Raw genomic sequence first — 23,352 nt, 5'->3', positions numbered from 1 at the left:
ATGACAGAGAGCACCAGGCAGTACGCAGTACAGAAGTCCGACGAGGAGTGGCGCGCGAAGCTGTCTCCCGCGGAGTTCCAGGTCCTTCGCAAGGCCGGTACCGAGCGTCCGTTCACCGGCGAATACACCGACACCAAGACCATCGGCGTCTACAAGTGCCGCGCGTGTGACGCGGAGCTGTTCCGCAGCGAGACCAAGTTCGACTCGCACTGCGGCTGGCCGTCCTTCTTCGCCCCGCTCGCCGAGGACCGGGTCGAGTACATCGAGGACCACGACCTGGGCATGAAGCGCGTCGAGGTCCGCTGTGCGAACTGCGGCTCCCACCTCGGCCACGTCTTCGAAGGCGAGGGCTACGGCACCCCCACCGACCTCCGCTACTGCATCAATTCCGTCAGCCTCGCGCTGGCTCCCGCGGAGTAACTCAGATCGGGGTGGCCAGGGCGACCGGGTTGTTGTCCGGGTCGGAGACGTAGGCCTGGCGTTCACCCCAGGGCATGGTGGCCGGCTGCTGGAGGATCGGGTGGCCGGCCGTGCGGAAGGTCTCCACGGTGGCTTCGACGTCGTCGACGTAGACGAAGAGTTCGAAGCGGGGCGCCGTGCCGACGGTGATGCCGAGTTGGGCCTCGGGCCAGTTGGCGTCGGCGATTCCCAGCGAGGAGTCGCCGCGTTCGAGGCCGACGTAGTGTGGATCGCCTTCCAGCGGGAACTGGTACCGGGACTCGTAGCCGAGCAGGGCGTAGAACTCGAGTGACCGGCGGACGTCGGTGACGTACAGGACCGGGAAGGCTTTGCGCTCCATCGTCAGGCCAGGTTCGCGATCAGGTCACCGAGGTCGGTCCGCTTGCCGGTGTAGAAGGGGACCTCCTCGCGCACGTGGCGACGAGCCGTCGACGCCCGCAGGTCACGCATCAGGTCGACCATCCGGTGCAGCTCGTCGGCCTCGAAGGCGAGCATCCACTCGTAGTCGCCGAGCGCGAACGACGCCACGGTGTTCGCCCGGACGTCGGGGTAGCTGCGCGCCATCTTGCCGTGCTCGGCGAGCATGAACCGGCGCTCCTCGTCGGGCAGCAGGTACCACTCGTAGGACCGCACGAACGGGTAGACGCAGATGTAAGCCCGCGCCTCCTCGTCGGCCAGGAACGCCGGGATGTGGCTCTTGTTGAACTCGGCCGGCCGGTGCAGTGCGAACTGCGACCAGATCGGCGCGAGGTGCCGCCCGAGCCGCGAGCGACGCAGCTGGTGGTAGGCCTTCTGCAGCGCGTCGGACGTCGGCGCGTGCCACCAGACCATGAAGTCGGCGTCGGCGCGGAAGCCCTCCACGTCGTACCAGCCGCGGATCACCACATCCTCGTCGGCACCGAGCTTGCCCAGCGCCTCCTCGAGCTCCGCCGCCAGCTCCTCGCGATCGGCCTCACCGAGCGGCGTCTCCACCTTGAACACCGACCACATGGTGTAGCGGATCACATTGTTCAGCTCGCGCGCCTTCGGCTTCGTCTCGGTCACCCAGCCATTGTCACCAATGGATCCGCCCAAGCGTGCACCCGGGTTGCTCCTACTCTTCGTGACAACAGTCACTACCCGCGGGAATCACCTGCGCAGATGCGCTTGCACCTGGCTTGCCGCCTTTCCAGCACTGGCGACGCAGGCAGCGATCCCAACACCCCGGTACGCCGCTCCGCACACGGCCAGCCCAGGTTGACCAGCAACGGCCGCCTCTACCCGGTCAACGCGGTCCAGGTGCCCCACGGCGTACTGCGGAAGCCCACCACCCCACCTGGTCACCAAGGAACCGACTACGGGCGCCTGAAGGCCTATGGCGGCTCGTAGGTCGGCGGCTGCGAGGGCTGCGAGCTCCTCATCCGACCGCTGGAGCACGTACTCCTCGCCGAGGCGGCCGACGGAGCAGCGGAGTACCGCGAGGTCTCCCCCGGCATCGGCGGACCACTGCCACTTGGCGTGGGAGTAGGTCGACGCCTTGATCGTGCGGCCCTCGACGGACGGCACCAAGAAGCCGGAGCCGGTTGTACCCGCCGGCCAGTCCGCCTTGCGTACTGCGAGGGTGACGATCGCCATGCTCGCGTACTGGATGGCTGCGAGCTCGGTAGAGGCTTGCGGGACCACGTCGGCGAGCATGCGGGCCGCCGGGGCTGCGGGGACGGCTATGACGATCGCGTCGGCCTTGAGGAAGGTCGGAGCGGGCACTGGGCCGGACTCCAGCTCGTAGCCGTCTGGAGTGCGGCGGATCCGGCGTACGGTCGCGCTGCGCTGGATGTGGACACCGCGGGCCACCAGTTCGGCTTCTAGGGCGGTGATCAGCCTGTTGATGCCTCCGACGATGCCTGCGAAGACAGGTGCGCCAGGTGTGTTGCGGCGCTGGCCGATCTCCCGCAACTCGGCCGTTGCCGCCAGCAAGCTCGGAGCCGTCTTCAGCTTGGCGTACAGCTCCGGTACTGCGGCCGCCAGCGAGATCTCCTCGGCACGGCCGGCGTAGACCCCACCAAGCAGCGGGTCGACGAGCCGGTCGGAGACGGCTGCACCCATCCGCTCGGCGACGAACCGTCCGATCGCGACGTCCTCCGTCAACGCAGGCGCCGCCAGCTCGGGCTCGTGCGCGACCACCTCGGCCGCCTCCTCGCCGAGGACATCGACCGTCGATGAGGAGTCGGTCGGTACGCCCATGACCGTCGGCGGGATGGCGCGGATGCGGTCGCCGATCCAGAGCCCGGCCGAGGTCGTTGCCGGGTGCGCCAGGTCGTCCCCCAGCCCCACGGCCTTGATCAGCTCGACAGCTTCGGGCCGGCGGGCGAGTACAGACTCCGCACCGAGGTCCACCGGGACGCCTTCCAGCTCGGCTCCTGCCAGCTTCCCGCCGAGGCGTGGCGACGACTCCAGCACGGTGATCTTCGGCGGGTTGGGTCCACTCGCCAACGCGTGTGCCGCAGCCAGCCCACTGATCCCGCCACCGACGACAACTACCGAACGACGCTCCACAGCCCCATCAGATCAGACGGTCAAAGCCAGCACGTACTCGATCCCCGGCCGGCCGCCGTAGTCCCGCTCCCCGACCGGTACGAATCCGGTCCGCTCGAGAATCGCCCGGGAGGCCGCGTTGTCCAGGTTCGTCCCTGCCCGCAACTCCCGCAGCCCGTACTCCCCCGCCGCCAGCGCAGAGACCTCCCGCACGGCCGCCGTCGCCAGCCCCTTCCCGGCCGCCTTCTCCGCGATCCGGTACCCGAGCTCGGCTGACCCGTCCGTCACATCGACCAGATTCACCCGGCCGACCACCTCACCCGAGTCAGTGACCAAGACATGAGGATGATCCGTCCCGTCCGCCTGATACCCGAGCAGAGCCGCCAGCCGCTCATCGAACTCCGCGAAGAACGCATCCCCACGATCGGAGATGAAGCCGGCGAAGTACGCCCGGTTCTCCACCTCGAACGCCAGCAGCGCCGGTCCGTGCTCAACCCGTAGACGCTCCAACCGAGCTCCGCCCGGCAGACCTCCATCAACCACGGGCGGACTTCTCCTGGACCGCCTTGACGATTCGGTGGAGGACGTCAGGGTCGGTCGTCGGGGGGACGCCGTGGCCGAGGTTGAAGATGTGGCCCGGGGCGGCTTTGCCCTCGGCCAGGATGCGGTCGATCTCGGGCTCGATGGCGTCCCAGCCGGCGATCAGCAGGGCCGGGTCGAGGTTGCCCTGGACCGGCTTCGGCGAACCGCCGGCCGCGGTGATCCGGCGTACGGCCTCATCCAGCGGCACTCGCCAGTCAACACCGACGACATCCGCGCCGGCCTCGCTCATCAGCCCGAGCAGCTCGCCCGTGTTCACCCCGAAGTGCAGCCGCGGTACGCCGTACTGCTCGAGTGCAGCAAAAACCTTCGCCGAATGCGGCTGCACGAACTCCGCATAGTCGCGCGCCGACAACCCGCCGGCCCACGAGTCGAACAGCTGGACCGCCGACGCACCCGCCTCGATCTGCACCGACAGATAGGCGATCGCCACATCCGCCAGCCGATCCGCCAGCGCGTGCCACAGCTTGGGGTCGCCATGCATCAGCGCCTTCGTCTTCGCGTGGTCCTTGCTCGGCCCACCCTCGACCAGGTACGACGCGACCGTGAACGGCGCCCCGGCGAACCCGATCAACGGAGTCCCACCGAGCTGCGACACCAGCTCCTGCACCGACTCGATGATGTACGGAACGTCGGCCTCAGTGACCGGCCGAACCGCATCCAGACCGGCCAGGTCCCGGATCGGGTCCGCGACCACCGGGCCGACACCGGGCTTGATCTCGACACCGAAGCCGGTCGACTTCAGCGGCGTCACGATGTCGGAGTAGAAGATCGCCGCGTCGACGCCGTAACGGCGTACCGGCTGCAGCGTTATCTCCACGACGAGGTCGGGCCGCATACAGGACTCGAGCATCGTCGTGCCTTCGCGGATCGCCCGGTACTCCGGCAGCGAGCGACCCGCCTGGCGCATGAACCAGACAGGCGTGTGCGGGACCGGTTCACCCCGGGCGGCCCGCAGGAAGGCGGACTCCGGTAGGGCACTGGTAGCGGTGGGTGATTGGGCAGGTTGCGTCACGGGCACAGGTCCGATGATCCCATGCCCGGAACCTGTCACCGGCGCGTCGTCACCGGCGTCGGTGAGTAATCAGTCGTAGGCTGCGAAGCATGGGTGCCCGCAAGCAGGTCGACGCGCCACCCGCGGAGTTCGCCGAGGCCCTCACTCAGTTGCGTGAGGCCCGGTTCCGGCCCGAGGTGTTCGTCGAGGAGATGCCCGCACCGCAGCGGATCGCACCGCATGCGGCGGCGGTCAGCGCTGACGTGACGGTCGATGGCGATGATGTCGCCACCGGCCGGCTGGTCGTCCTCTACGACCCCGCGGGGAACGACGCCTGGCAGTCGACCTTCCGCTGTGTCGCGTATGTGCGTGCCGCCGTCGAACCGGAGATGGTGACGGACGCGCTGCTCGGTGGCGTGGGCTGGACCTGGCTGATGGAGGCACTGGCCGACCGGGGCGCGGAGTACCTGGCCCCGAGCGGTACCGTCACGAGGGTGGTATCCGAGAGCTTCGGCGGGATGGCCGATGACGACGCGACGGCTGAGATCGAGATCCGTGCGTCCTGGAGTCCTGTCCCCGGACCGGACGGGATGGTCGACGTGAGTCACCATGCCGAGGCCTGGGGCGAGGTGCTCTGTACGGCGGCGGGACTCCCGCCGGTACCGCCGGGGGTGGTCGCGATGCCGACCCGGCGCGGTCAGCGGGGCCGATGAGCCCGGCCGAGACCCAGCAGCAGCCGCCCGTGCCGGACGACCCGGCCGAGGAACAGCCTCTGCTCGAACTGCGCGACGGACTGTCCGACGTGATCGATACCGACCCGGCCCTGGCCGAGGTCGTCGAAGCCTTCCGCTCCGGCACCGGCCCGGTGGCCGTCGACGCCGAACGGGCCTCCGGCTACCGCTACTCGCACCGCGCGTACCTGGTCCAGCTGCGCCGGGAGGGTTCCGGCTCGGCGCTGGTCGACCCGATCCCGTTCGGCGACCTGTCCTCGCTCGGCGACGCGATCGTCGACGCGGAGTGGATCATCCACGCGGCGAACCAGGACCTGGCCTGCCTGGCCGAGGTCGGGATGGTCCCGCAGACCGTCTTCGACACCGAGCTGGCCGGCCGGCTGCTCGGTTACCCCAAGGTCGGGCTGGCGTCGCTCGTCAGCGAAGTACTGGGCTACAAGATGCGCAAGGAGCACTCGGCGGCCGACTGGTCGACGCGTCCGCTGCCCGGGCCGTGGCTGATCTACGCCCAGCTCGACGTCGAGATGCTGATCGAGCTGCGCGACGCGATCGAGGCCGAGCTGCGCCGCGAGGGCAAGTGGGAGTGGGCGCAGCAGGAGTTCCTCGCGATCCTGAACGCTCCGCCGCGTGAGCCCAAGCCGGATCCGTGGCGACGGACGTCGGGCATGCACCGCGTCCGCAACCGCCGCAGCCTGGCCGTGGTACGGGCGTTGTGGGAAGCGCGCGACCAGATCGCCGAGTCCGCCGACATCTCCCCCGGCCGCATCCTGCCGGACGCGGCCATCGTCGAGGCGGCCGCCGCGATGCCGGTCGATCGCGACACGTTGCAGAAGTTGACCGCCTTCAAGGGGCGCGGCGCTCATCGCCACATGCGCACTTGGTGGGAGGCGATCGACCACGCTCGCCGCCTGCCCGACAGCGAGCTCCCCAAGCAAGGCCCCCGGTACGACGGACCGCCACCGGCTCGCGCCTGGGCGGATCGCGACCCCGACGCGGCCGCTCGGCTGTCGGCAGCGCGCTCGGCCGTCAGCGAGATCGCCGAATCGCACCGACTGCCTACGGAGAACCTGCTCTCCCCCGACACGATCCGGCGGCTCGCCTGGACCCCGCCAGCGGACGCGGACCTCACGGCGGTGTCGACGTTCCTGCGCGAACACAACGCCCGCGACTGGCAGATCGGTCTCACCGCCGAGGTCCTCACCGACGCCCTCGCGACCGAGGCCGCCCCGAGTGCGCCGCTGGAACCGACCGAGCCCGAGGCTCCCTAGCTTCTGCGCTTTCAGTCGGTGGTTTTCGCGCGGACGTGCATGCGTTCGCCTTGCCGGCCGAACAGGCTGAGCACCTCCACCGGCCGGCCGTCCGCACTGCCGAACCAGTGCGGGACCTTTGTGTCGAACTCCGCGACCTCGCCGGACCCGAGCACGACGTCATGCTCGCCGAGCACCACCCGCAGCCGTCCGTGCAGCACGTACAGCCACTCATAACCCTCGTGGCTGCGGAGCTTCGGCTCGGTCCCGCGATCCGGAACGATCAGCTTGTACGCCTGCAGCGGCCCCGGCGCACGGGACAGCGGCACGAACGTCTCCCCGCTCGCCGACTTATGCGGCTTCAACTGCACCCTGGGATCACCCACCTCGGGAGCCCCGACCAGTTCGTCCAACGGCACCCGGTACGCCGTTGCGAGCGGCAACAGCAACTCCAGACTCGGCCGACGCTGGCCCGACTCCAGCCGCGACAAGGTGCTCTTCGAAATACCGGTCGTCTCGGCCAGTACCGCCAGCGTGATCCCCCGCTGCGCCCGCAACCGCCGCAGCCGCTCCCCCACCTCGTCAAGCACCGCCTGGTACGCCGGTTGTTCGCCCATCCACCCACTGTCCCAGAAACAGCAACCAATGTTGCAGCTCTAGGGAGCCCAGCCGCACTGTGCGGACATGAACCGGGGTAATCGCAGTACCTGCCTTGTCGCGAGCGAATTTGGGAGACTCGGTACGCGAGCTGATGTATCGAGACCGACCGCGCAACTGTGCGCAGAGCGGAATGCCTTGTCACGTACCGACGCAGAGCCGAGCCGCCCGACCGAGGACGCAGCCATCCCGGATGCGCCGCATGCGCGGATCGTCATCACGATCGCCTCACTGGGCTTCTTCCTGATCACGCTGGACATCTCGATCGTCAACGTCGCCCTGTCCCGGATCAGGACCGAGCTCGGCGGCGGAACGACCGGCCAGCAGTGGACGATCGACGGCTACACCCTCTTGTTCGCCGCGCTGCTGCTGTTCGCGGGCAACCTGTCGGATCGGATCGGCGCGAAGAAGGCTCTCGGCGCGGGCATCGTCGGGTTCGGACTGGCCTCGGCCGCCTGTGCGGCCGCGCCCACGATCGGCGTACTGGTCGCCGCCGGCTGTGCGCAAGGCGCTGCCGCCGCGATCATGCTGCCGGCGTCGATGGCCCTGCTGCGTGAAGCGTTCCCCGACCCACGCCGCCGAGCCCGTGCGCTCGGCGTCTGGGCGGTCGGCGGCGCCGTCGCCGGACTGGTCGGACAACCTCTCGGCGGGCTGCTCACGACTCTCGACTGGCGGTGGGTCTTCACGATCAACCTGCCCGTCTGCGTCGGCATGGTCGCCTTCCTGGTCGCGGTGGCCGCCTCGCCCACCCGACCGTCCCGGTTCGACTGGGCCGGCCAGATCCTCGCCGTCGTTGCCTTGTCCACCCTGGTCTACGGACTCATCGAAGGCGGCCATCGCGGGTTCACCCATCCCGCCGTCGTCGCCGCGCTCGCGAGCGCCGTGATCACCCTCGCCGCCTTCCTGGCCGTTCAGGCCCGTGGCCGGCACCCGATGATGCCGCTGGAACTGTTCCGGGCGCGCGGCTTCCGACTGGCCCTGCCCGTCGGGTTCGCCTTCATGGTCGGCAACTACGGCAACGTGTTCGTCGTCAGCCTGTACCTCCAGCAGCACCTCGGATTGTCGCCGCTGCACGCCGGGCTGGCGTTCTTGCCCTCCGCTTTCTTCGCGATCGCCGGGAACCTCGCCAGTGGCCCGATCACCAACCGGTTCGGAGCGCGGGTCCCGGTCGTGGCCGGGCTGCTGTCGATGACCGCCGGACTCCTGGCCCTGCTCGTCTCGGCACCGCTGGAGTCGCCGGTCGTGACCGCCCTCTGCGTCGTGCCGATCGGCGCCGGCGGATCGTTGGCGATGCCCTCGATCACCGGAGTCGTGCTCGAAGGTGTCGCGGCCGAGCGGGCAGGAACCGCCAGCGCCGTGTTCAACACCTTCCGCCAGATCGGCGGAGCAGTCGCCATCGCCGTCTTCGGCGCCCTGATCGCCAACCCGGACACCTTCCTCACCGGGCTGCGGATCAGCCTCGGATCGGCCGCGGCCCTGCTCCTGGTCGCGGCAATCAACAGCACCCGAATCCAGCCACGAGGCTGACGCCGGCGAGGCAGAGGGCGCTGACGCAGCGAGGCTCGGCGCCGGGACGCCGAGCCTCGGGACGATCAGGCCGGGAGCTGGGATTCGATTGCGGTGATGACCTCGTCCGACTCGGGGAGGGTCTGCGGGCGGAAGCGGGCGGCGACGGTGCCCTCGGGGGTGAGGAGGAACTTCTCGAAGTTCCACTGGACGTCGCCGGCGGCGCCTTCCGCGTCGGGGGTCAGGGTCAGTTCGGAGTACAGGGCGTGCCGGTCGTCGCCGTTGACCTCGAGCTTGTCGAGCATCGGGAACGTCACGCCGTACGTCGTCGAGCAGAAGGTCTCGATCTCCTCGGCGGTGCCGGGCTCCTGGCCGCCGAACTGGTTGCAGGGCGCGCCGAGCACGGTGAAGCCGCGGCTCTCGTAGCGCTTCTGCAGGTTCTCCAGGCCCTCGTACTGCGGGGTGAGGCCGCACTTGGAGGCGACGTTCACGACGAGCACGGCCTTGCCCTTGTACTCGGCCAGCGAGGTGTCGGCGCCGGACAGGGTCTGCAGCGGAATGTCGTACAGGCTCATCAAAATCCTTAAGCGGTTGGCAGGTGGCGGTTGAGGAAGTCTTCGGTACGGCTCCACGCGAGGGCTGAGGCCGCGGCGTGGTGGAAGGCGGGCATCGGGTTGTCGAAGGCGTGCCCGGCTCCGGGATAGCGGTAGATCTCGTTCTCGGGACCGTCAAGGGCCTCGACGAGCTTGTCGATGTCGGTCAGGTAGTCATCGGCGTCACCGAAGTGATGCAGGCTGACCGTGTCGACGTCGGGAGCGAGCTCCAGCAACTGCGGCAGGGCGGAGCCGTAGTAGCTCACCAGTACGTCGGGAGACGACACGGCGGCCACATTGAAGGCCAGTCCCCCGCCGAAGCAGAACCCGACGATGCCGACGCCCTGTTCACGACTGCGCAGGTAGTCGAGCGCGGCCACCGAGTCCGACACGGCGGTCGGCCAGTCGACCTGCTGCATCAGCCCGACCGCCTGGCCCAGCAGGTCCGGACCCGACTCGTCTAGCTCGGCATTGTCCAGGCGCCAGTAGATCTCCGGTGCGATCACGTAGTACCCGAGTGAAGCCAGGTCCTCGGCCCGCTGCTTGATGTAGTCGGAGATCCCGAAGATCTCCTGCAGCAGCAGGATGCCGGGCCCGGATCCGTTGGCAGGTCCCCACTCGTGTGCCGGCATCAACCCTGAGCCGGTATCAATCTCCAAGGTCACACCTTGGAGCCTACTTCGCCTCTACAGTCTCCCGTTGCGACACCGGGGCTACCGGCGCAGGCATCCAGCGCTCGGACTCCGCGATGGTTGCTCGAAGGAGTTCATAGAGCCGCTCGTCCGGGTTGGACACGCAGGCCTGCGAAATGCCCTCCACGGCACACGAGACAGCCCGTGGAGCCGTCCGGCGCTCGAAGTCCGGAGTACCGCGGTGTGGCCGGGCAGTGAAGGTCCTGGCCCACTTGGTAGCCGCCGGTACTCCGTCCAGCGCCTCCTGAGCCTCAGGCCGCAGACTGTCGAGCGGGCGGCCGTCCAGCGCGGCCAGGTGGCGCTCCCCCACCAGCAGTGCGACCGCCAGGATGTACTGCCGCTCCTGCGACACCACTGGCAACGCGTGCTGGATGCAGATCGCCGTCACCATCGGTACGACGTGCGGGTCCTCCGGGACCAGCCCGATCACCGAGGGGATCATCGGAGCCAGGCGCGACCGCCCTGCGTCCGTGGTGCAGTCGTTGACGTCGCGGGCCACTCCGGCCAGCAGTGGATGGGTACAGGCCGGGTGATCCGACCAGGGCTCGCCCGCGAGGTACGAGGCGAACTCCATGAAGCAGGCACCCTTGCGAGGGTTGCGATGTTTGCCCCGCGACAGAACCGGGACAGCAAGCTCGAAATTATTCATTGCGGCTCCTGAGACGCTCCTCGTCCCAGAATGCGCCCGAAACCCCGCCGACGCCACGGGTCACTCGAATCGGCTTGTGAGCAGCGGCACAGGCGTGGCGGGTTGGGGTGAAGTGTTACCGGCGGGTAGCATCGGGGGTGCTCCCACTCCTGGAACCCAGAGGAGGGCCTCGTGCCCCGTGAGATCCGCGATGTCGTCTTCGTCGACGGCGTTCGCACCCCGTTCGGAAACGGCAAGGCCACCGGCCTGTACGCCGAGACGCGCGCCGACGATCTGGTGATCAAGTGCATCCGGGAAATTCTCCGGCGCAACCCGTCGCTGCCGCCCGAGAAGGTGGAGGAGGTCGCCATCGCGGCCACCACCCAGATCGGCGACCAGGGCCTGACCATCGGCCGGACCGCGGCCCTGCTGGCCGGCCTGCCGAACACCACCCCCGGCTACGCCATCGACCGGATGTGCGCCGGCGCCATGACGGCGGTGACCACGCTCGCTTCCGGGATCGCCTTCGGCGCCCAGGACGTGGTGATCGCCGGCGGTGTGGAGCACATGGGCCGGCACCCGATGGGCGAGGGCGTCGACCCGAACCCGCGGATCATCTCCGAGAAGCTCGTCGACACCAGCGCGCTGGTGATGGGCTCCACCGCGGAGAACCTGCACGACCGGTACCCGAGCATCACCAAGGCCCGGACCGACGCCTTCGCCGTACTGTCCCAGGAGCGCGCCGCCAAGGCGTACGCGAACGACCTGATCCAGCCGGACCTGGTCCCGATCGCGATCCGCTCGGCCGAGCACGGCTGGGGCCTGGCGACCGCCGACGAGCCAATGCGCCCGGGCACCACGCTGGAGGACCTGGCCAAGCTCAAGACCCCGTTCCGCCCGCACGGCCGGGTCACGGCGGGCAACGCGGCCGGTATCAACGACGGCGCAACAGCTGCCCTGCTGACGTCGGCCGAGGCAGCCGAGGAGCTCGGCCTGAAGCCGAAGATGAAGCTGGTCTCGTACGGCTTCGTCGGCGTCGAGCCCGAGGTGATGGGCTTCGGCCCGGTACCGGCGACCGAGAAGGCGCTGAAGCTGGCCGGCCTGACCATCGACGACATCCAGGCCTTCGAGGTGAACGAGGCGTTCGCCGTCCAGGTGCTGGCGTTCCTCGAGCACTACGGCATCGCCGACGACGACCCACGGGTCAACCCGTACGGCGGCGCGATCGCGTACGGCCACCCGCTGGCCTCGTCCGGCATCCGGCTGATGACCCAGCTGGCCAAGCAGTTCGAGCTGCGCCCCGAGGTCCGGTACGGCCTGACCACGATGTGCGTCGGCCTCGGCATGGGCGGGACCGTCATCTGGGAGAACCCGAACTTCGAGGGGAACAAGGCATGAGCTTGCAAGACCTCATCGACGAGGCCGTGGCGATCGAGAACGACGAGCTCGTCACGCTGGCGCCGAGCCGCGACGTCGTCCTGCCGAACAAGGCCGGCACGCTGGCCCTGATCACCCTCGACAACGGCCAGGACCACACCAAGCCGAACACCTTCGGCCCCAAGGGTCTGGCCGAGCTGAACAAGGCGATCGACGCCGCACTGGCTCGTGAGGACGTCGTCGCGATCGGTGTCACCGGCAAGCCGTTCATCCTCGCGGCGGGCGCGGACCTCAGCGGCGTACCGAAGCTGGCCGGGCGGGAGCAGGCGCTCAACCTCGGCAAGATCGGGCACGGCGTGATGCGCAAGCTGCTCGATGGCGGCAAGCCGTCGTTCGCGTTCGTCAACGGGGTCGCTCTTGGTGGCGGCCTCGAGGTGGCGCTGCACGCGCAGTACCGGACGGTCTCGGTCGCGGCCGGGATGATCTCGACGCCCGAGGTCTTCCTCGGACTGCTGCCGGGCTGGGGTGGCAACTTCCTGCTGCCGAACCTGATCGGCGCGGACAAGGCCGTCAAGGTCGTCGTCGAGAACGCCCTGAACCAGAACAAGATGCTCAGCGGTCCCGAGGCGGTCAAGTTCGGCATCGGCGATGTGCTGCTGGACTCGGCCGACTTCCTGGAGCAGTCGCTGATCTGGGCGAGCAAGGTGCTGACCGGCGAGATCGTCGTCGAGCGGCCCGAGATCGACCGGGGCGAAGCCTGGGACGCGGCGGTTGCCCGCGGCAAGGCGTTCGCCGACCTCAAGGTGAGCGGCGCGGCGCCGGCGCCGTACCGGGCCCTGGATCTGATCGCGGCGGCCAAGGACAACGACCGCGACCGTGGCTTCGCCGCCGAGGACGAGGCGCTCGCCGACCTGATCATGAGCGAGGAGCTGCGCAGCGGCCTCTACGCCTTCGACCTGGTCAACAAGCGCGCCAAGCGTCCGGCGGGTGCGCCGGACAAGTCGCTGGCCCGCAAGGTCTCCAAGGTGGGTGTCGTCGGCGCCGGTCTGATGGCCGGTCAGCTGGCGCTGCTGTTCGCGCGCCGGCTCGAGGTTCCCGTCGTACTGACGGACCTCGACCAGGAGCGGGTCGACCGTGGTGTCGGCTACGTGCACGGTGAGATCGACAAGCTGCTCGGCAAGGGCCGGATCCGGCCGGACAAGGCCAACCAGCTGAAGGCGCTCGTCACCGGTTCGGTGGATCGCGCTGTCTTCGCCGACGCCGACTTCGTGATCGAGGCGGTCTTCGAGGAGCTGCAGCTGAAGAAGACGATCTTCGCCGACCTGGAGAAGATCGTCCGGCCGGACGCGATCCTCGCGACCAACACCAGCTCGCTGTCGATCACCGAGATGGCGGCCGATCTGGAGCACCCGGAGCGGGTCGTCGGGTTCCACTTCTTCAACCCGGTCGCGGTCCTGCCGCTGCTGGAGATCATCCGCGCGGACCAGACCGACGACGCCTCGCTCGCGACGGCCTTCGCGGTCGGCAAGACGCTGAAGAAGTCCTGCGTACTGGTCAAGGACGCGCCGGCCTTCGTGGTGAACCGGCTGCTGACCCGCTTCCTCGGTGAGGTCAGCGCGGCGGTCGACGAGGGCACGCCGATTCCCGAGGCGGACAAGGCGCTCTCGGCACTCGGTCTGCCGATGCCGCCGTTCGTGCTGCTGCAGCTCGTCGGGCTGCCGGTCGCGCTGCACGTCGCGGAGACGATGAACCGGGCGTACCCGGATCGCTTCGCGGTGTCGGCGAACCTCGCCAAGGTAGTTGCCGCGGGCAAGAGTTCGTTCTACGTCTGGAGCGCCGAGGGCAAGCCGTCGGTCGACCCGGAGGTCGAGGCGCTGGTGACCGTCGGCGACAAGCCGTCGACGGCCGAGGAGCTCCGGACCCGGGTGCTGTCGGCGCTGGCCGAGGAGATCCAGATCATGCTCGACGAGGGCGTGGTCGCGGAGGCTCAGGACATCGACCTGTGCCTGCTGCTCGGCGCGGGCTGGCCGTTCCACCTCGGTGGCATCACGCCGTACCTGGACCGCAGCGGCATCGCCGAGAAGACCAACGGCAAGCGCTTCCTGGCGAAGGGCGTCGCAAGCATCGCGTAGTACCACCTGAACTGCTGGGGGTCGGTCCGGCGCCGGAAGCCCGGTCCGGCCCCCAGCAACTTTCTCGGGTTTGCAACATGTCGCGCGGAACTTCTTTGGTTTGTCGGCAGTTGTCCCTGGTGGACTGAACCAGAGCTGGGGAGAACATGAGCAAGCGCGTGGAACAGAAGTCTCAGGCTCGCGAGCGGGCGGCCGCACTGGCCGCCGAGCAGGCGCGGGCCGAGCGCCGCAGGAAGCTGCTGATCGCAGTCAGCGCCGTCGTGGTGGTCATCGTGGTGATCGGCGGGCTCGTCGCCGTCCGCCTCGCCGGTGGCGGCAAGAAGGACGAAGCCGCCGGACCCTCCGGTACGGCCGACACGAACCTCATCTCCACGCTGGCCGGCATCCCGCCGGAGACCTTCGCCGCGGTCGGCACCGGCGCCGTGAACGCTTCTCCCTCAGCCATCACCGCCCCGGCCCTGACCGCCGGCGGCAAGCCGAAGGTGCTCTACATCGGCGCCGAGTTCTGCCCGTACTGCGCCGCGGAGCGCTGGCCCGTCACGGTCGCGCTCTCCCGCTTCGGCACCTTCAAGAACCTCGGCACGACCCACTCGGCCTCCGCCGACGTCTTCCCGAACACCGCGACGCTGTCCTTCCACGGCGCCACCTACACCAGCCAGTACCTCGCCTTCACCGGCGTCGAGACGACCACCAACGAGCAGGTCAACGGCCAGTACGCGCCGCTGGACACGCCAACCGCCGAGGACCAGAAGACCTTCTCGACGTTCAACCAGCCGCCCTACGTGCAGAGCGGCGGCTCGATCCCGTTCGTCGACCTCGGCGGCAAGTTCGTCGGCTCCGGCGCGACGTACTCGCCGGAGATCCTGGCCGGGAAGACCCAGGCCGAGATCGCCGACGCGCTGAAGGACGCGAGCAGCCCGATCGCCAAGGCGGTCGACGGCTCGGCCAACGTCTACACCGCGGCCATCTGCGCGCTGACCAACAACCAGCCCGCCGCCGTCTGCTCGACGGACGTGGTCAAGGCAGCGGCGAGCAAGCTCGAGAAGAAGAGCTGACCAGATGAGCGCCGGTGTCACGACGACGGAGCGCAAGTCGCTCGGCTGGCTCCCCTGGACGACCCTGGTGCTCTCCGTCGCCGGGGTCGCGGTGGCGGCGTACCTGACCTACGAGCACTTCACCGCCGGTACGACGCTTGCCTGCCCGGACACGGGTGTCGTGAACTGCATGAAGGTCACCAGCAGCCAGTACTCGAAGCTGTTCGGCATCCCGGTCGCGCTGCTCGGCCTGCTGTTCTTCGTCGGGATGACGGCGCTCTCGTTGCCACCGCTCTGGCGTACTACGTCCTCGTGGCCGAGTCGGCTGCGGTTGGCGGCCGTAGTCGTCGGAGTGGTCTTCGTCTGCTACCTGATCTGGGCCGAGCTGTTCCAGATCGACGCGATCTGCCTGTGGTGCACGGTCGTCCATGGCCTGACGATCATCCTGTTCGGCTTGGTCGTCATCCGTCAGGCACTACCACCGCTTGACGACTAGCCCCGGAACTTCTTCACCGCGGTGACCAGCTCGGCCGTCGTCTTGCCTGTGTGCTTCTTGATGATCGTGGCATCGGCGGCCGGGCTGACCCCGTGCTGGGCGAGATCCAGGTAGAGCGCCGCCATCCCCTTCACGCCCTCGGTGGAGACCAGGTACTCCGTCGCCCACCAGGCCTGCCCGTACGAGCGGTCGCCGTTCGCGTCGAACTCCGCTTCTCCCGGCAGCACCTTCATCGACGGCAGGTACTTCGTCTTGACCGTCCTGCGGTAGGGATCGACGGTCCATTGCGGGTCGTCCTCGATCGACCGGCACCGCACGTACTCGGCGAGACCTTCGACCAGCCACGTCGGCGTACCGAGACCGGTCGGCACGGTGGCGACGTGCGTCATCTCGTGCACGAGCAGATCCTCGTCGAGGCTCTTGCGGACGGCCGGGTTGATCACGATCCTGCTGCCCACCGGTGCGACCGCCTTCACGCTCAGCGGCTCACCGTCGTACAGCGTGACGGCCTTGGCCGCGATCGTCCAGCCGTTGCCGGTGCCCGTCGTCCAGTGCATCGACATCACCCGCGGCTCCGGCATCGCGACCACCAGCACCTTGCCGTTCCAGGGCCGCGGCCAGTGCCGGCGGACGGCGGCGACGGCGTCCTGCGAGATGCCGGCGATCTTCTTGCCCATCGGGATTTCCTTCTTGTCCACCACGACGGTGACCGTGCCGCGGTGGACCACCTTGACCGGCTGGAAGTCCCACGGCTGGCGGTGGCCGTCCTCGCTCAGTGCCTCCTCGATCGCGTCGTCGGCGACCAGGATCCAGCGGCCGGAGCGGAGTACGAAGGTGTAGCCGAGGTCCGTCTGCACCGGCTTCGGGTCGAGCCCGGTGAGTTCGTAGCGCATCATCACGCGGGTGGTGAAGGCGGTCTTGCCGAACTTCTGGATCATCGTCGGCGCGACCCGCTCGTCGGCGACGAAGTACCGCAGGGTGGTGAAGTCGAACTGCCGCAGGTTGCCGAACAGCACCCGCTGCTCGGCCACGAGTTTCGGCTGCTTGGGGTCGACCGAGGCGATGAACCCCTTCACGTCGTCCTTGAGGACCGCGGTCGCACGCTGCGCCAGAATCGCGTTCAGCGCGGCCGTCCGGGACGTCGGCGACGGGGTCTTGAGGGTGGCCTCGGCAGCGGCCGCAGTACCGCCCGGGGCGCTCTTGCCGTCCGGTTTGGTCACCACGACGACGCCGACGGCACTCGCCAGGACCAGCACGGTAGCGCCCGCGAACAGGCGTCCCCGCTGCATCGTCATGTCCAGCTCCTCGCCCGGCCCGATCCGGCCGGACGGATATTACTCCCCAAAACCGTCGAAAGGGCCGCGTCCCCGGAATGGATCCTGAGGACGCGGCCCTGCCCGACTACGCTCTGGTGCTCTCGCCGGTGCGCTCCGTCTCGCCGACGCGGCTCTTGCGGTAGCCGTAGAGGGCGTAGACGGCGAAGCCCAGCACCATCCAGACCAGGAACCGGATCCAGGTCTCCAGCGACAGGTTCAGCATCAGGTAGATGCAGATCGCCGCGGCGATGATCGGTACCACCGGGTTGCCCGGCACCTTGAACGAGCGCTCGATGTCCGGACGGCTCCGGCGCAGCAGCGGCACCGCGATGGAGACCAGCGTGAACGCGGCCAGCGTGCCGATGTTCACCATCTCCTCGAGCTTGCCGATCGGCGTCACCCCGGCCACGATCGCGACCGTCACGCCGATACCGATCGTGAGGCGGTACGGAGTACCGAACTTCGGGTGCGTCTTGCCCAGCCTGGCCGGCACCAGGTGGTCCCGGCTCATCGCGAAGACGACGCGCGCGGCGCCGATCATCAGCGTCAGCACGACGGTGGTCAGACCGGCGACCGCGCCGGCCGAGATGAGCGTCGCGAAGCCCGGCTTACCGACCGACCGGAAGGCCTCCGCCAGCGCCGCCTCACCACTGATATCGGTGTACTTGACCATGCCGGTGATGACGATGCAGACCAGCACATAGAGCACCGTGCAGATCGCCAGCGAGCCGAGGATGCCGCGGGGCAGGTCGCGCTGCGGGTTCTTCGCCTCTTCCGCGGTCGTCGCGACCACGTCGAAGCCGATGAACGCGAAGAACACCAGCGACGCGCCCGAGACCAGGCCCATCACGCCGAACGTCGACGGCGCCCCGAAGATCCACTGGATCAGCGGCGTCGTGATGGTGGCGTCATGGTTCGGGGCCGGCACCGCCGGCGGGATGAACGGAGTCAGGTTCGAGCTCTTGATGTAGAACAGCCCGGCGATGATCACGAACAGCACGACGAACAGCTTGACCGCGACCAGCACGAGGTTGACCCGCAGCGACTCCTTGATGCCGACCGTCGCCAAGATGGTCAGCACGATCACCAACAGCATCGCCAGCACATTGACGTGGGCGTCCGGCCCGATCGAGTCGGGCCAGCCCAGTCCTATCTCGTCGAGGAAGAGCTTCGCGTAGGTGGACCAGCCCTGGGAGACGACGCTTGCCCCGAGCATCAACTCGAGCAGCAGGTCCCAGCCGATGATCCAGGCGAAGATCTCGCCCAGCGAGAAGTAGGAGAACGTGTACGCCGAACCGGAGACCGGCACGGTCGACGAGAACTCCGCGTAACACAGCGCCGCCAGCGCGCAGCAGATCGCCGCGAACACGAACGACAACGCGATGCCCGGACCCGCGTAGGCCTTGGCGGCCCGGCCGGTCAGGGTGAAGATGCCGGCGCCGATGATGACGCCGATGCCGAAGACGGTCAGGTCGAGGGCGGTGAGGCGTTTCTTGAGCTGGTACTCCGGCTCGTCGGTGTCCGCGATCGACTGCTCGATCGTCTTGGTTCGCAACAGACTCATCTGTACGCCTCCTCAAACTCGGACGGAACCCTCCGAGCCTGCCAAGCTGACGGGTTGAGGTCAAACCGCCACTCAGCGTTGAGGCTCGTAGTCCTTAAGGTAGATCCAGAGTGTCGCCTCGGTGAACCCGGTGCGAGTCAGGAGGATCCGGTCCCGCGACGCCTGATCGGTTCCATGCTTAGCCAGATCCTCGTACAGGTCCTCGACAGCCGCCAGTCCAAGCCGTTTCACCAGGAAGCGGACAGCCAGCCAGCTCACGCCGTACACGTCGGCGGTGTTGTTGTAGAAGCCCTGATCGGACGGCAGCGCGCTGAGCAACGGCAGGGCGTCGTCGATGACTTCCTGCTCCCACTTGCCGACCTCGCCAGGTCCGCTGATCGCCTCGATCCCACGCCAGGACACGTACTCCGCTGCGCCCTCGGCCAGCCACAACGGCTCGTACCCACCGAGGTCGGCCGTGGCGACGTGAGTGATCTCATGCGACAGCAGGATCTCGTCGACGCGGTCGCGTTCCTTGGGATTGACCACGATGTAGGCACCGGCGACCGTACCGTCGGCGGTGTCCTGACCGGGCAGCGACGAGAAGGTCGACCCGGCGCTCGCGGCGGACTCCACGTCCTCGTCGTTGAACCGCGCGTCGCGGACATCGGCGTCGTCCAGCGCGGCGATCAGCACGGAGCCACGCCACTTGCGCGGCCAGTAGGCCGTGACCTCGCCGAGCGCCTCGGTGGCCTCGGTGACGATCGAGCGGCCGCGTTGGGTGTCACCCTTGTCGACCAGCACGAGCACACGGGGTGCGCGATGCACCTCGAAGCGGCCCAGATCCCACGCTTCCTGGTGCGCGCCCGGGCCGAGCTCGTCGTCGAGATCGTTGTCGTCGGCCATGATCCAGCGGCCGCCGCGATGCACGAAGGTGTAGCCGAGCTCGGTGGTCACCGGCGTCAGGTCGACCTCGTGGATCTGGTACCGCATCAGCACCCGGACCAGGTACGTCGAAGGGCCGTGCGCCTTGACCGCCTTCTGGTCGAACCGTTCCTCGGCCTGGCTGTAGCCGATCTCGTCCAGGCCGAGCTCGACCAGGTTCGCGAACAGCACCTTCTGCTCTTGCCGCAGCTTCGTGTTCGCCGGGTCGACGTCCTCCAGGAACATCTTCTCGTTGACGGTCCGGACGGCCTTGGCGCGGCGCAGCAGGATCGTGTCGACGGCCAGCCGGCGGGCCGCGACCGCGGCAGCCGTCTTGGACGGCGGCTTCTTACCGTTGTTCGGTTGCGTCGTCGGGGTCTTGGTGAGGGGCGCGCTGGGCCTGGCCCGGGCATCCTGCTCCCGGTCCTCGACCGCGTAGACGACGCCGGCGGAGACCACGGCCACAGCAATCAGCAGGCCCAGCCAGCGGCGGGGCCCGTGGGGCGGAGCCATAGTGCCGGACGGTGCGGCACTAGGTGGTGTGGAACTCACGTCGGGTCGATTCCTCCGGTCCGCCCGTCCTGCTACAGCCCGGCTACCCTACTCGGTCCAGCCGTTTCCACCACCGACACGCCGGGTATACAACTTGCCCCTAGCTGCCCGCTTCCTTTTTGAGCTGGAGGAAGAGCCGGCCTTCGGTGAGATTCAGGTGCTCCAGCATGATCCGGTTGCGCTCGGCCTGGGTCGAGCCGAGCGAGGCCATCTCCTGGTACAGCGTGCCGACCTCGACCGCGCCGAAGTGCTGGAACAGGTAGTCGACGGCGAGCCAGGACATCGGGTACGAGCTGTCCGAGTCCTTGAAGAACACGTTGTCCGTGGGCAGGCTCTTCGCCTTCGCCAGGTACTTGGTCTGGACCTCTTTGCGGTACTTGTCCAGCGCGAGGTTCTCCTCGCCGGCCATCGGCAGGAACTCGACGTACGTCGCTGCGCCCTCCACCAGCCAGCGCGGCGCGTAGGCCCCGTAGGGCGCGGTCGCCACGTGCGTGAACTCGTGCGCCAGCGTGCGCGCGTCGATCTTGTCGCGGTTGCGCGGGTTGATCACGACGTACGAGTCGGCTCGCTCCCCCAGCTCCGTCGTCTCACCGGGCAGCGTCCGGTACACCCAGGTCGCCATCGCGAGCGCGTCCTCGGCGTTCTTCGGGACGGTGTAGTCGGCGCCCCGGACGATCTTGTCGTCCAGCGCGATCACCACGCCCGAGCCCGTCCAGCCGCCGGGCCAGGCCTTGCTGACCGCCTGGACCGCGCTCACCGCCTTCGCCGCGAGGTTGTCGGCGAGCTTGGCCTCGTTGCGCTCGACCACGATCAGCACCCGGGGCGCGCGCTTCACCAGGACCTCGCCGAGATCCCAAGCCTCCTGGTGCGATCCGCGCGGGAGCAGGTGGTCCATGTCCGAGTCGGACACCAACTGCCAACTGCCGCCGCGCTTCTGGGTGAACGTGTAGCCGAGCATCGTCCGGACCGGCTGCGGGTCGATGCCCTTGATCTGGTACGTCATCGCCACGCCGACCAGGTACGTCGACGGCCCGTACTTGTCGACGAGCCGCTGGTCGAACTGCTCACGGAGCTGCTCGTAGCTCAGGCTCGCGAACCCGAACTGCCGCAGGTTCTCGAAGAGCAGCTTCTGCCGGGCGACGAGCAGCTTGTCCGCCGGGTCCACGTCCTGCAGGAACTCGGCCTCGTCGTTGTTCCGGATCGCCTGCGCGCGTCGGACCAGCACCTTGTTGACGCCGGCCGCGCGGGCGGTCTCGTCGACCTCTGGCGAACCGGACGGATTGGGCGTGGCGAGGTTCGCCTGGCCATCGGCGCTGGACTGGTGCAGGGCGAGACCGCCGGCGACAGCGCCGGCGATGAGAACCAGCGAGAGCAGCAGCGGCCACAGCCGTCGCTGCCGGGGGGCCGCCGAGTGACGGCCCCTCGCCGGTCCCCCGTCAGGCCCCGCCCGGCCTGCCGCTCGCGGTGTCTGACTCACTGGTGATCGCGTCCCCTTGCTTGGCGATCATCTCTATCACGTCCCGGGCCAGCCCCTGGCCGGTCAAACCGATCTCCTGCAGGATCTTGTCCCGCTTGGCGTGCTCGAGGAACTTCTGCGGGATGCCGAAGTCGCGGACCGGCGTCGTCACGCCCGCGTCGCGCAGCGTCTGCGAGATCGCCGCACCACAGCCGCCGACCCGGCCGTTGTCCTCGATGATGACGACGAACTTGTGCTGGCCGGCCAGCTCGACCAGCTTCGGGTCGACCGGCTTCACCCAGCGGGGGTCGACGACGGTGACGCCGAAGCCTTGTTGCTGCAACCTTTGCGAGACGTCGACCGCGGTGGCGGCCATCGAACCGATGCCGATGATGAGGACGTCGGTACCGGTTCGGACCAGGACGTCGCAGCCGCCGACGCGGTCGATGGCCTCGATGTCGGGGAAGACCTCGCCCTTGGCGTAGCGCAGTACGGTCGGGGCGTCGTCGACCTCGACCGCCTCGTTCAGCAGTTCGCGCAGCCGGCTGCCGTCGCGGGGCGCGGCCAACCGCAGGCCCGGGACGATTTGCAGGATCGACATGTCCCACATGCCGTTGTGGCTCGCACCGTCGTCACCGGTTACCCCGGCCCGGTCGAGCACGAAGGTGACGCCGCACTTGTGCAGCGCGACGTCGAGCAGGAGCTGGTCGAAGGCGCGGTTGAGGAAGGTCGCGTAGAGACCGACGACCGGATGCAGACCACCCATCGCTAGGCCGGCAGCGCTCGTCACCGCGTGCTGCTCGGCGATACCGACGTCGAAGATCCGGTCCGGGAACTCCTCGGCGAAGGCCGCCAGACCGGTCGGGTGCAGCATCGCGGCGGTGATCGCGACCACGTCGGGCCGGCGGTGGCCGATCTCGATGATCTCGTCGGCGAACACGTCGGTCCAGCCGCGCGGCTTGCTCTTCGGCCGGACCTGGTGGAAGTTGTCCTCTTCGTCCTGCTCGGCGGCGGCGTACCCGAAGCCCTTCTGGGTGACCGCGTGCACGATCACCGGGCCGCCGAACGCCTTCGCCTTGGCGAGCGCGTCCTCCATCGCCTGCCGGTCGTGGCCGTCCACCGGGCCGACGTACTTGAGGCCGAGGTCCTCGAACATGCCCTGCGGGGCGAGCATGTCCTTGAGGCCCTTCTTCACGCCGTGCAGCACCTCGTACATCGGCGGGCCGACATACGGGGTGCGGCCGAGGTTCTTCTTGACCAGGTCGAGGATCTTCTCGTACCGCGGGTTGGTGCGCAGGCTGGTCAGGTGCGTCGCCAGGCCGCCGACGGTCGGGCTGTAGGAGCGGCCGTTGTCGTTGACGATGATGACGAGCTTGAGGTCCTTGGCCGCGGCGATGTTGTTGAGCGCCTCCCAGGCCATCCCGCCGGTCAGGCCGCCGTCGCCGATCAGCGCGACGACGTGCCGGTCCTCCTTGCGCAGCCGGTACGCCTTGGCCAGGCCGTCGGCGTACGAGAGGCTCGTCGAGGCGTGGCTGTTCTCGACCACGTCGTGCTCGGACTCGGCCTGGCTCGGGTAGCCGGACAGGCCGCCCTCCTGACGGAGCGTGTCGAACTTCGCCGCCCGGCCGGTGAGCAGCTTGTGGACGTACGTCTGGTGACCGGTGTCGTAGATCAGCCGGTCGCGCGGCGACTCGAACACCCGGTGCATCGCCAGCGTGATCTCGACCATGCCCAGGTTGGGCCCGAGGTGGCCACCCGTCCGCGACACCGTCTCCACCAGGACGTCACGGATCTCCGAGGCCAGCTCACGCAGCTGGGCGTCGGCCATCGCCTTGAGGTCCGCCGGGCCTTCGACGGTCTCCAGAACGCGCATCGAGCTCCTCCGCAGGGTTGTCCTCGAACGC

22 protein-coding genes are annotated in these 23,352 nt (G+C 68.6%); 8 read left to right on the top strand and 14 right to left on the bottom strand.

Annotation, left to right across the window (positions count from 1 at the left end; all coding sequences use genetic code 11):
- On the top strand, positions 1 to 420 hold the full coding sequence (gene msrB / locus OHA70_RS30035) for a peptide-methionine (R)-S-oxide reductase MsrB (RefSeq protein ID WP_328323164.1): 420 nt from the start codon (positions 1 to 3) through the stop codon (positions 418 to 420).
- Between the two features lies 1 nt (position 421).
- Here the strand turns inward: msrB and OHA70_RS30030 are convergent, their stop codons facing one another.
- The 5 genes from OHA70_RS30030 to hemE all read right to left on the bottom strand — a co-directional run bounded on the left by OHA70_RS30030 (position 422) and on the right by hemE (position 4,591).
- A complete protein-coding gene (locus OHA70_RS30030; protein WP_328323162.1) occupies positions 422 to 799 on the bottom strand; it encodes a VOC family protein in 378 nt (125 codons plus the stop codon).
- Positions 800 to 801: 2 nt separating this feature from the next.
- A complete protein-coding gene (gene hemQ / locus OHA70_RS30025) occupies positions 802 to 1,503 on the bottom strand; it encodes a hydrogen peroxide-dependent heme synthase (RefSeq protein WP_328323160.1) in 702 nt (233 codons plus the stop codon).
- An 84-nt stretch (positions 1,504 to 1,587) separates the two neighbouring features.
- The gene (hemG, locus tag OHA70_RS30020) at positions 1,588 to 2,991 is read right to left on the bottom strand and encodes a protoporphyrinogen oxidase (protein ID WP_328323158.1); all 1,404 of its coding nucleotides are present in this window, start codon (positions 2,989 to 2,991) and stop codon (positions 1,588 to 1,590) included.
- Positions 2,992 to 3,003: 12 nt separating this feature from the next.
- Positions 3,004 to 3,480, bottom strand: coding sequence for a GNAT family N-acetyltransferase (locus tag OHA70_RS30015; protein WP_328323156.1), 477 nt, complete (start codon positions 3,478 to 3,480; stop codon positions 3,004 to 3,006).
- A 25-nt stretch (positions 3,481 to 3,505) separates the two neighbouring features.
- Complete coding sequence (gene hemE, locus OHA70_RS30010) at positions 3,506 to 4,591, bottom strand: uroporphyrinogen decarboxylase (RefSeq protein WP_328323154.1); 1,086 nt, start codon at positions 4,589 to 4,591, stop codon at positions 3,506 to 3,508.
- An 83-nt stretch (positions 4,592 to 4,674) separates the two neighbouring features.
- On the opposite strand from hemE, the gene OHA70_RS30005 reads away from it, so the two are divergent.
- The gene (locus tag OHA70_RS30005; RefSeq protein WP_328323152.1) at positions 4,675 to 5,277 is read left to right on the top strand and encodes a DUF3000 domain-containing protein; all 603 of its coding nucleotides are present in this window, start codon (positions 4,675 to 4,677) and stop codon (positions 5,275 to 5,277) included.
- Entirely contained in the window at positions 5,274 to 6,563 is a 1,290-nt protein-coding gene (locus OHA70_RS30000; protein ID WP_328323150.1) for an HRDC domain-containing protein, read from the top strand. Before OHA70_RS30005 ends, OHA70_RS30000 begins: the two co-directional genes overlap by 4 nt.
- An 11-nt stretch (positions 6,564 to 6,574) precedes the next feature.
- Here OHA70_RS30000 and OHA70_RS29995 read toward each other — a convergent pair whose 3' ends face one another.
- Positions 6,575 to 7,159, bottom strand: a complete 585-nt coding sequence (locus tag OHA70_RS29995; RefSeq protein WP_328323148.1) for a helix-turn-helix domain-containing protein — start codon at positions 7,157 to 7,159, stop codon at positions 6,575 to 6,577.
- Between the two features lie 178 nt (positions 7,160 to 7,337).
- Here OHA70_RS29995 and OHA70_RS29990 point away from each other — a divergent pair, with 178 nt between their 5' ends.
- A complete protein-coding gene (locus OHA70_RS29990; protein WP_328323146.1) occupies positions 7,338 to 8,726 on the top strand; it encodes an MFS transporter in 1,389 nt (462 codons plus the stop codon).
- Positions 8,727 to 8,791: 65 nt separating this feature from the next.
- Here OHA70_RS29990 and OHA70_RS29985 read toward each other — a convergent pair whose 3' ends face one another.
- The 3 genes from OHA70_RS29985 to OHA70_RS29975 are packed head-to-tail and all read right to left on the bottom strand — an operon-like array spanning position 8,792 to position 10,564.
- A complete protein-coding gene (locus OHA70_RS29985; RefSeq protein ID WP_328323144.1) occupies positions 8,792 to 9,280 on the bottom strand; it encodes a glutathione peroxidase in 489 nt (162 codons plus the stop codon).
- An 8-nt stretch (positions 9,281 to 9,288) separates the two neighbouring features.
- Entirely contained in the window at positions 9,289 to 9,963 is a 675-nt protein-coding gene (locus OHA70_RS29980; RefSeq protein WP_328323142.1) for a dienelactone hydrolase family protein, read from the bottom strand.
- Positions 9,964 to 9,973: 10 nt separating this feature from the next.
- The gene (locus tag OHA70_RS29975; protein ID WP_328323140.1) at positions 9,974 to 10,564 is read right to left on the bottom strand and encodes a hypothetical protein; all 591 of its coding nucleotides are present in this window, start codon (positions 10,562 to 10,564) and stop codon (positions 9,974 to 9,976) included.
- A gap of 246 nt (positions 10,565 to 10,810) precedes the next feature.
- On the opposite strand from OHA70_RS29975, the gene OHA70_RS29970 reads away from it, so the two are divergent.
- From OHA70_RS29970 to OHA70_RS29955, 4 genes are all read left to right on the top strand, one after another.
- On the top strand, positions 10,811 to 12,016 hold the full coding sequence (locus OHA70_RS29970) for a thiolase family protein (protein WP_328323138.1): 1,206 nt from the start codon (positions 10,811 to 10,813) through the stop codon (positions 12,014 to 12,016).
- A complete protein-coding gene (locus OHA70_RS29965; protein WP_328323136.1) occupies positions 12,013 to 14,127 on the top strand; it encodes a 3-hydroxyacyl-CoA dehydrogenase NAD-binding domain-containing protein in 2,115 nt (704 codons plus the stop codon). Before OHA70_RS29970 ends, OHA70_RS29965 begins: the two co-directional genes overlap by 4 nt.
- 146 nt (positions 14,128 to 14,273) lie before the next feature.
- Positions 14,274 to 15,182: a DUF929 family protein gene (locus OHA70_RS29960; RefSeq protein WP_328323134.1), complete on the top strand. Its 909-nt coding sequence runs from the start codon at positions 14,274 to 14,276 to the stop codon at positions 15,180 to 15,182.
- A 4-nt stretch (positions 15,183 to 15,186) separates the two neighbouring features.
- Positions 15,187 to 15,657 (top strand): vitamin K epoxide reductase family protein, encoded by a 471-nt coding sequence (locus OHA70_RS29955; RefSeq protein WP_328323132.1) that lies wholly within the window; start codon positions 15,187 to 15,189, stop codon positions 15,655 to 15,657.
- Here OHA70_RS29955 and OHA70_RS29950 read toward each other — a convergent pair.
- The 5 genes from OHA70_RS29950 to dxs all read right to left on the bottom strand — a co-directional run bounded on the left by OHA70_RS29950 (position 15,654) and on the right by dxs (position 23,321).
- On the bottom strand, positions 15,654 to 16,952 hold the full coding sequence (locus OHA70_RS29950) for a hypothetical protein (RefSeq protein ID WP_328323130.1): 1,299 nt from the start codon (positions 16,950 to 16,952) through the stop codon (positions 15,654 to 15,656). The two genes, OHA70_RS29955 and OHA70_RS29950, sit on opposite strands and share 4 nt — an antisense overlap.
- A gap of 106 nt (positions 16,953 to 17,058) precedes the next feature.
- Positions 17,059 to 18,537, bottom strand: coding sequence for an APC family permease (locus OHA70_RS29945; RefSeq protein ID WP_328323128.1), 1,479 nt, complete (start codon positions 18,535 to 18,537; stop codon positions 17,059 to 17,061).
- Between the two features lie 72 nt (positions 18,538 to 18,609).
- Positions 18,610 to 19,953, bottom strand: a complete 1,344-nt coding sequence (locus OHA70_RS29940; RefSeq protein WP_328323126.1) for a hypothetical protein — start codon at positions 19,951 to 19,953, stop codon at positions 18,610 to 18,612.
- Between the two features lie 139 nt (positions 19,954 to 20,092).
- Positions 20,093 to 21,469, bottom strand: a complete 1,377-nt coding sequence (locus tag OHA70_RS29935) for a hypothetical protein (protein WP_328323124.1) — start codon at positions 21,467 to 21,469, stop codon at positions 20,093 to 20,095.
- Complete coding sequence (gene dxs, locus OHA70_RS29930; RefSeq protein ID WP_328323122.1) at positions 21,429 to 23,321, bottom strand: 1-deoxy-D-xylulose-5-phosphate synthase; 1,893 nt, start codon at positions 23,319 to 23,321, stop codon at positions 21,429 to 21,431. Before dxs ends, OHA70_RS29935 begins: the two co-directional genes overlap by 41 nt.
- Between the last annotated feature and the right edge of the window lie 31 nt (positions 23,322 to 23,352).

This window comes from Kribbella sp. NBC_00382, assembly GCF_036067295.1.
Classification (GTDB): Bacteria; Actinomycetota; Actinomycetes; order Propionibacteriales; family Kribbellaceae; genus Kribbella.
Note: the sequence above shows the minus strand (reverse complement) of the source record. Positions and strands in the feature narration are given on the sequence as shown.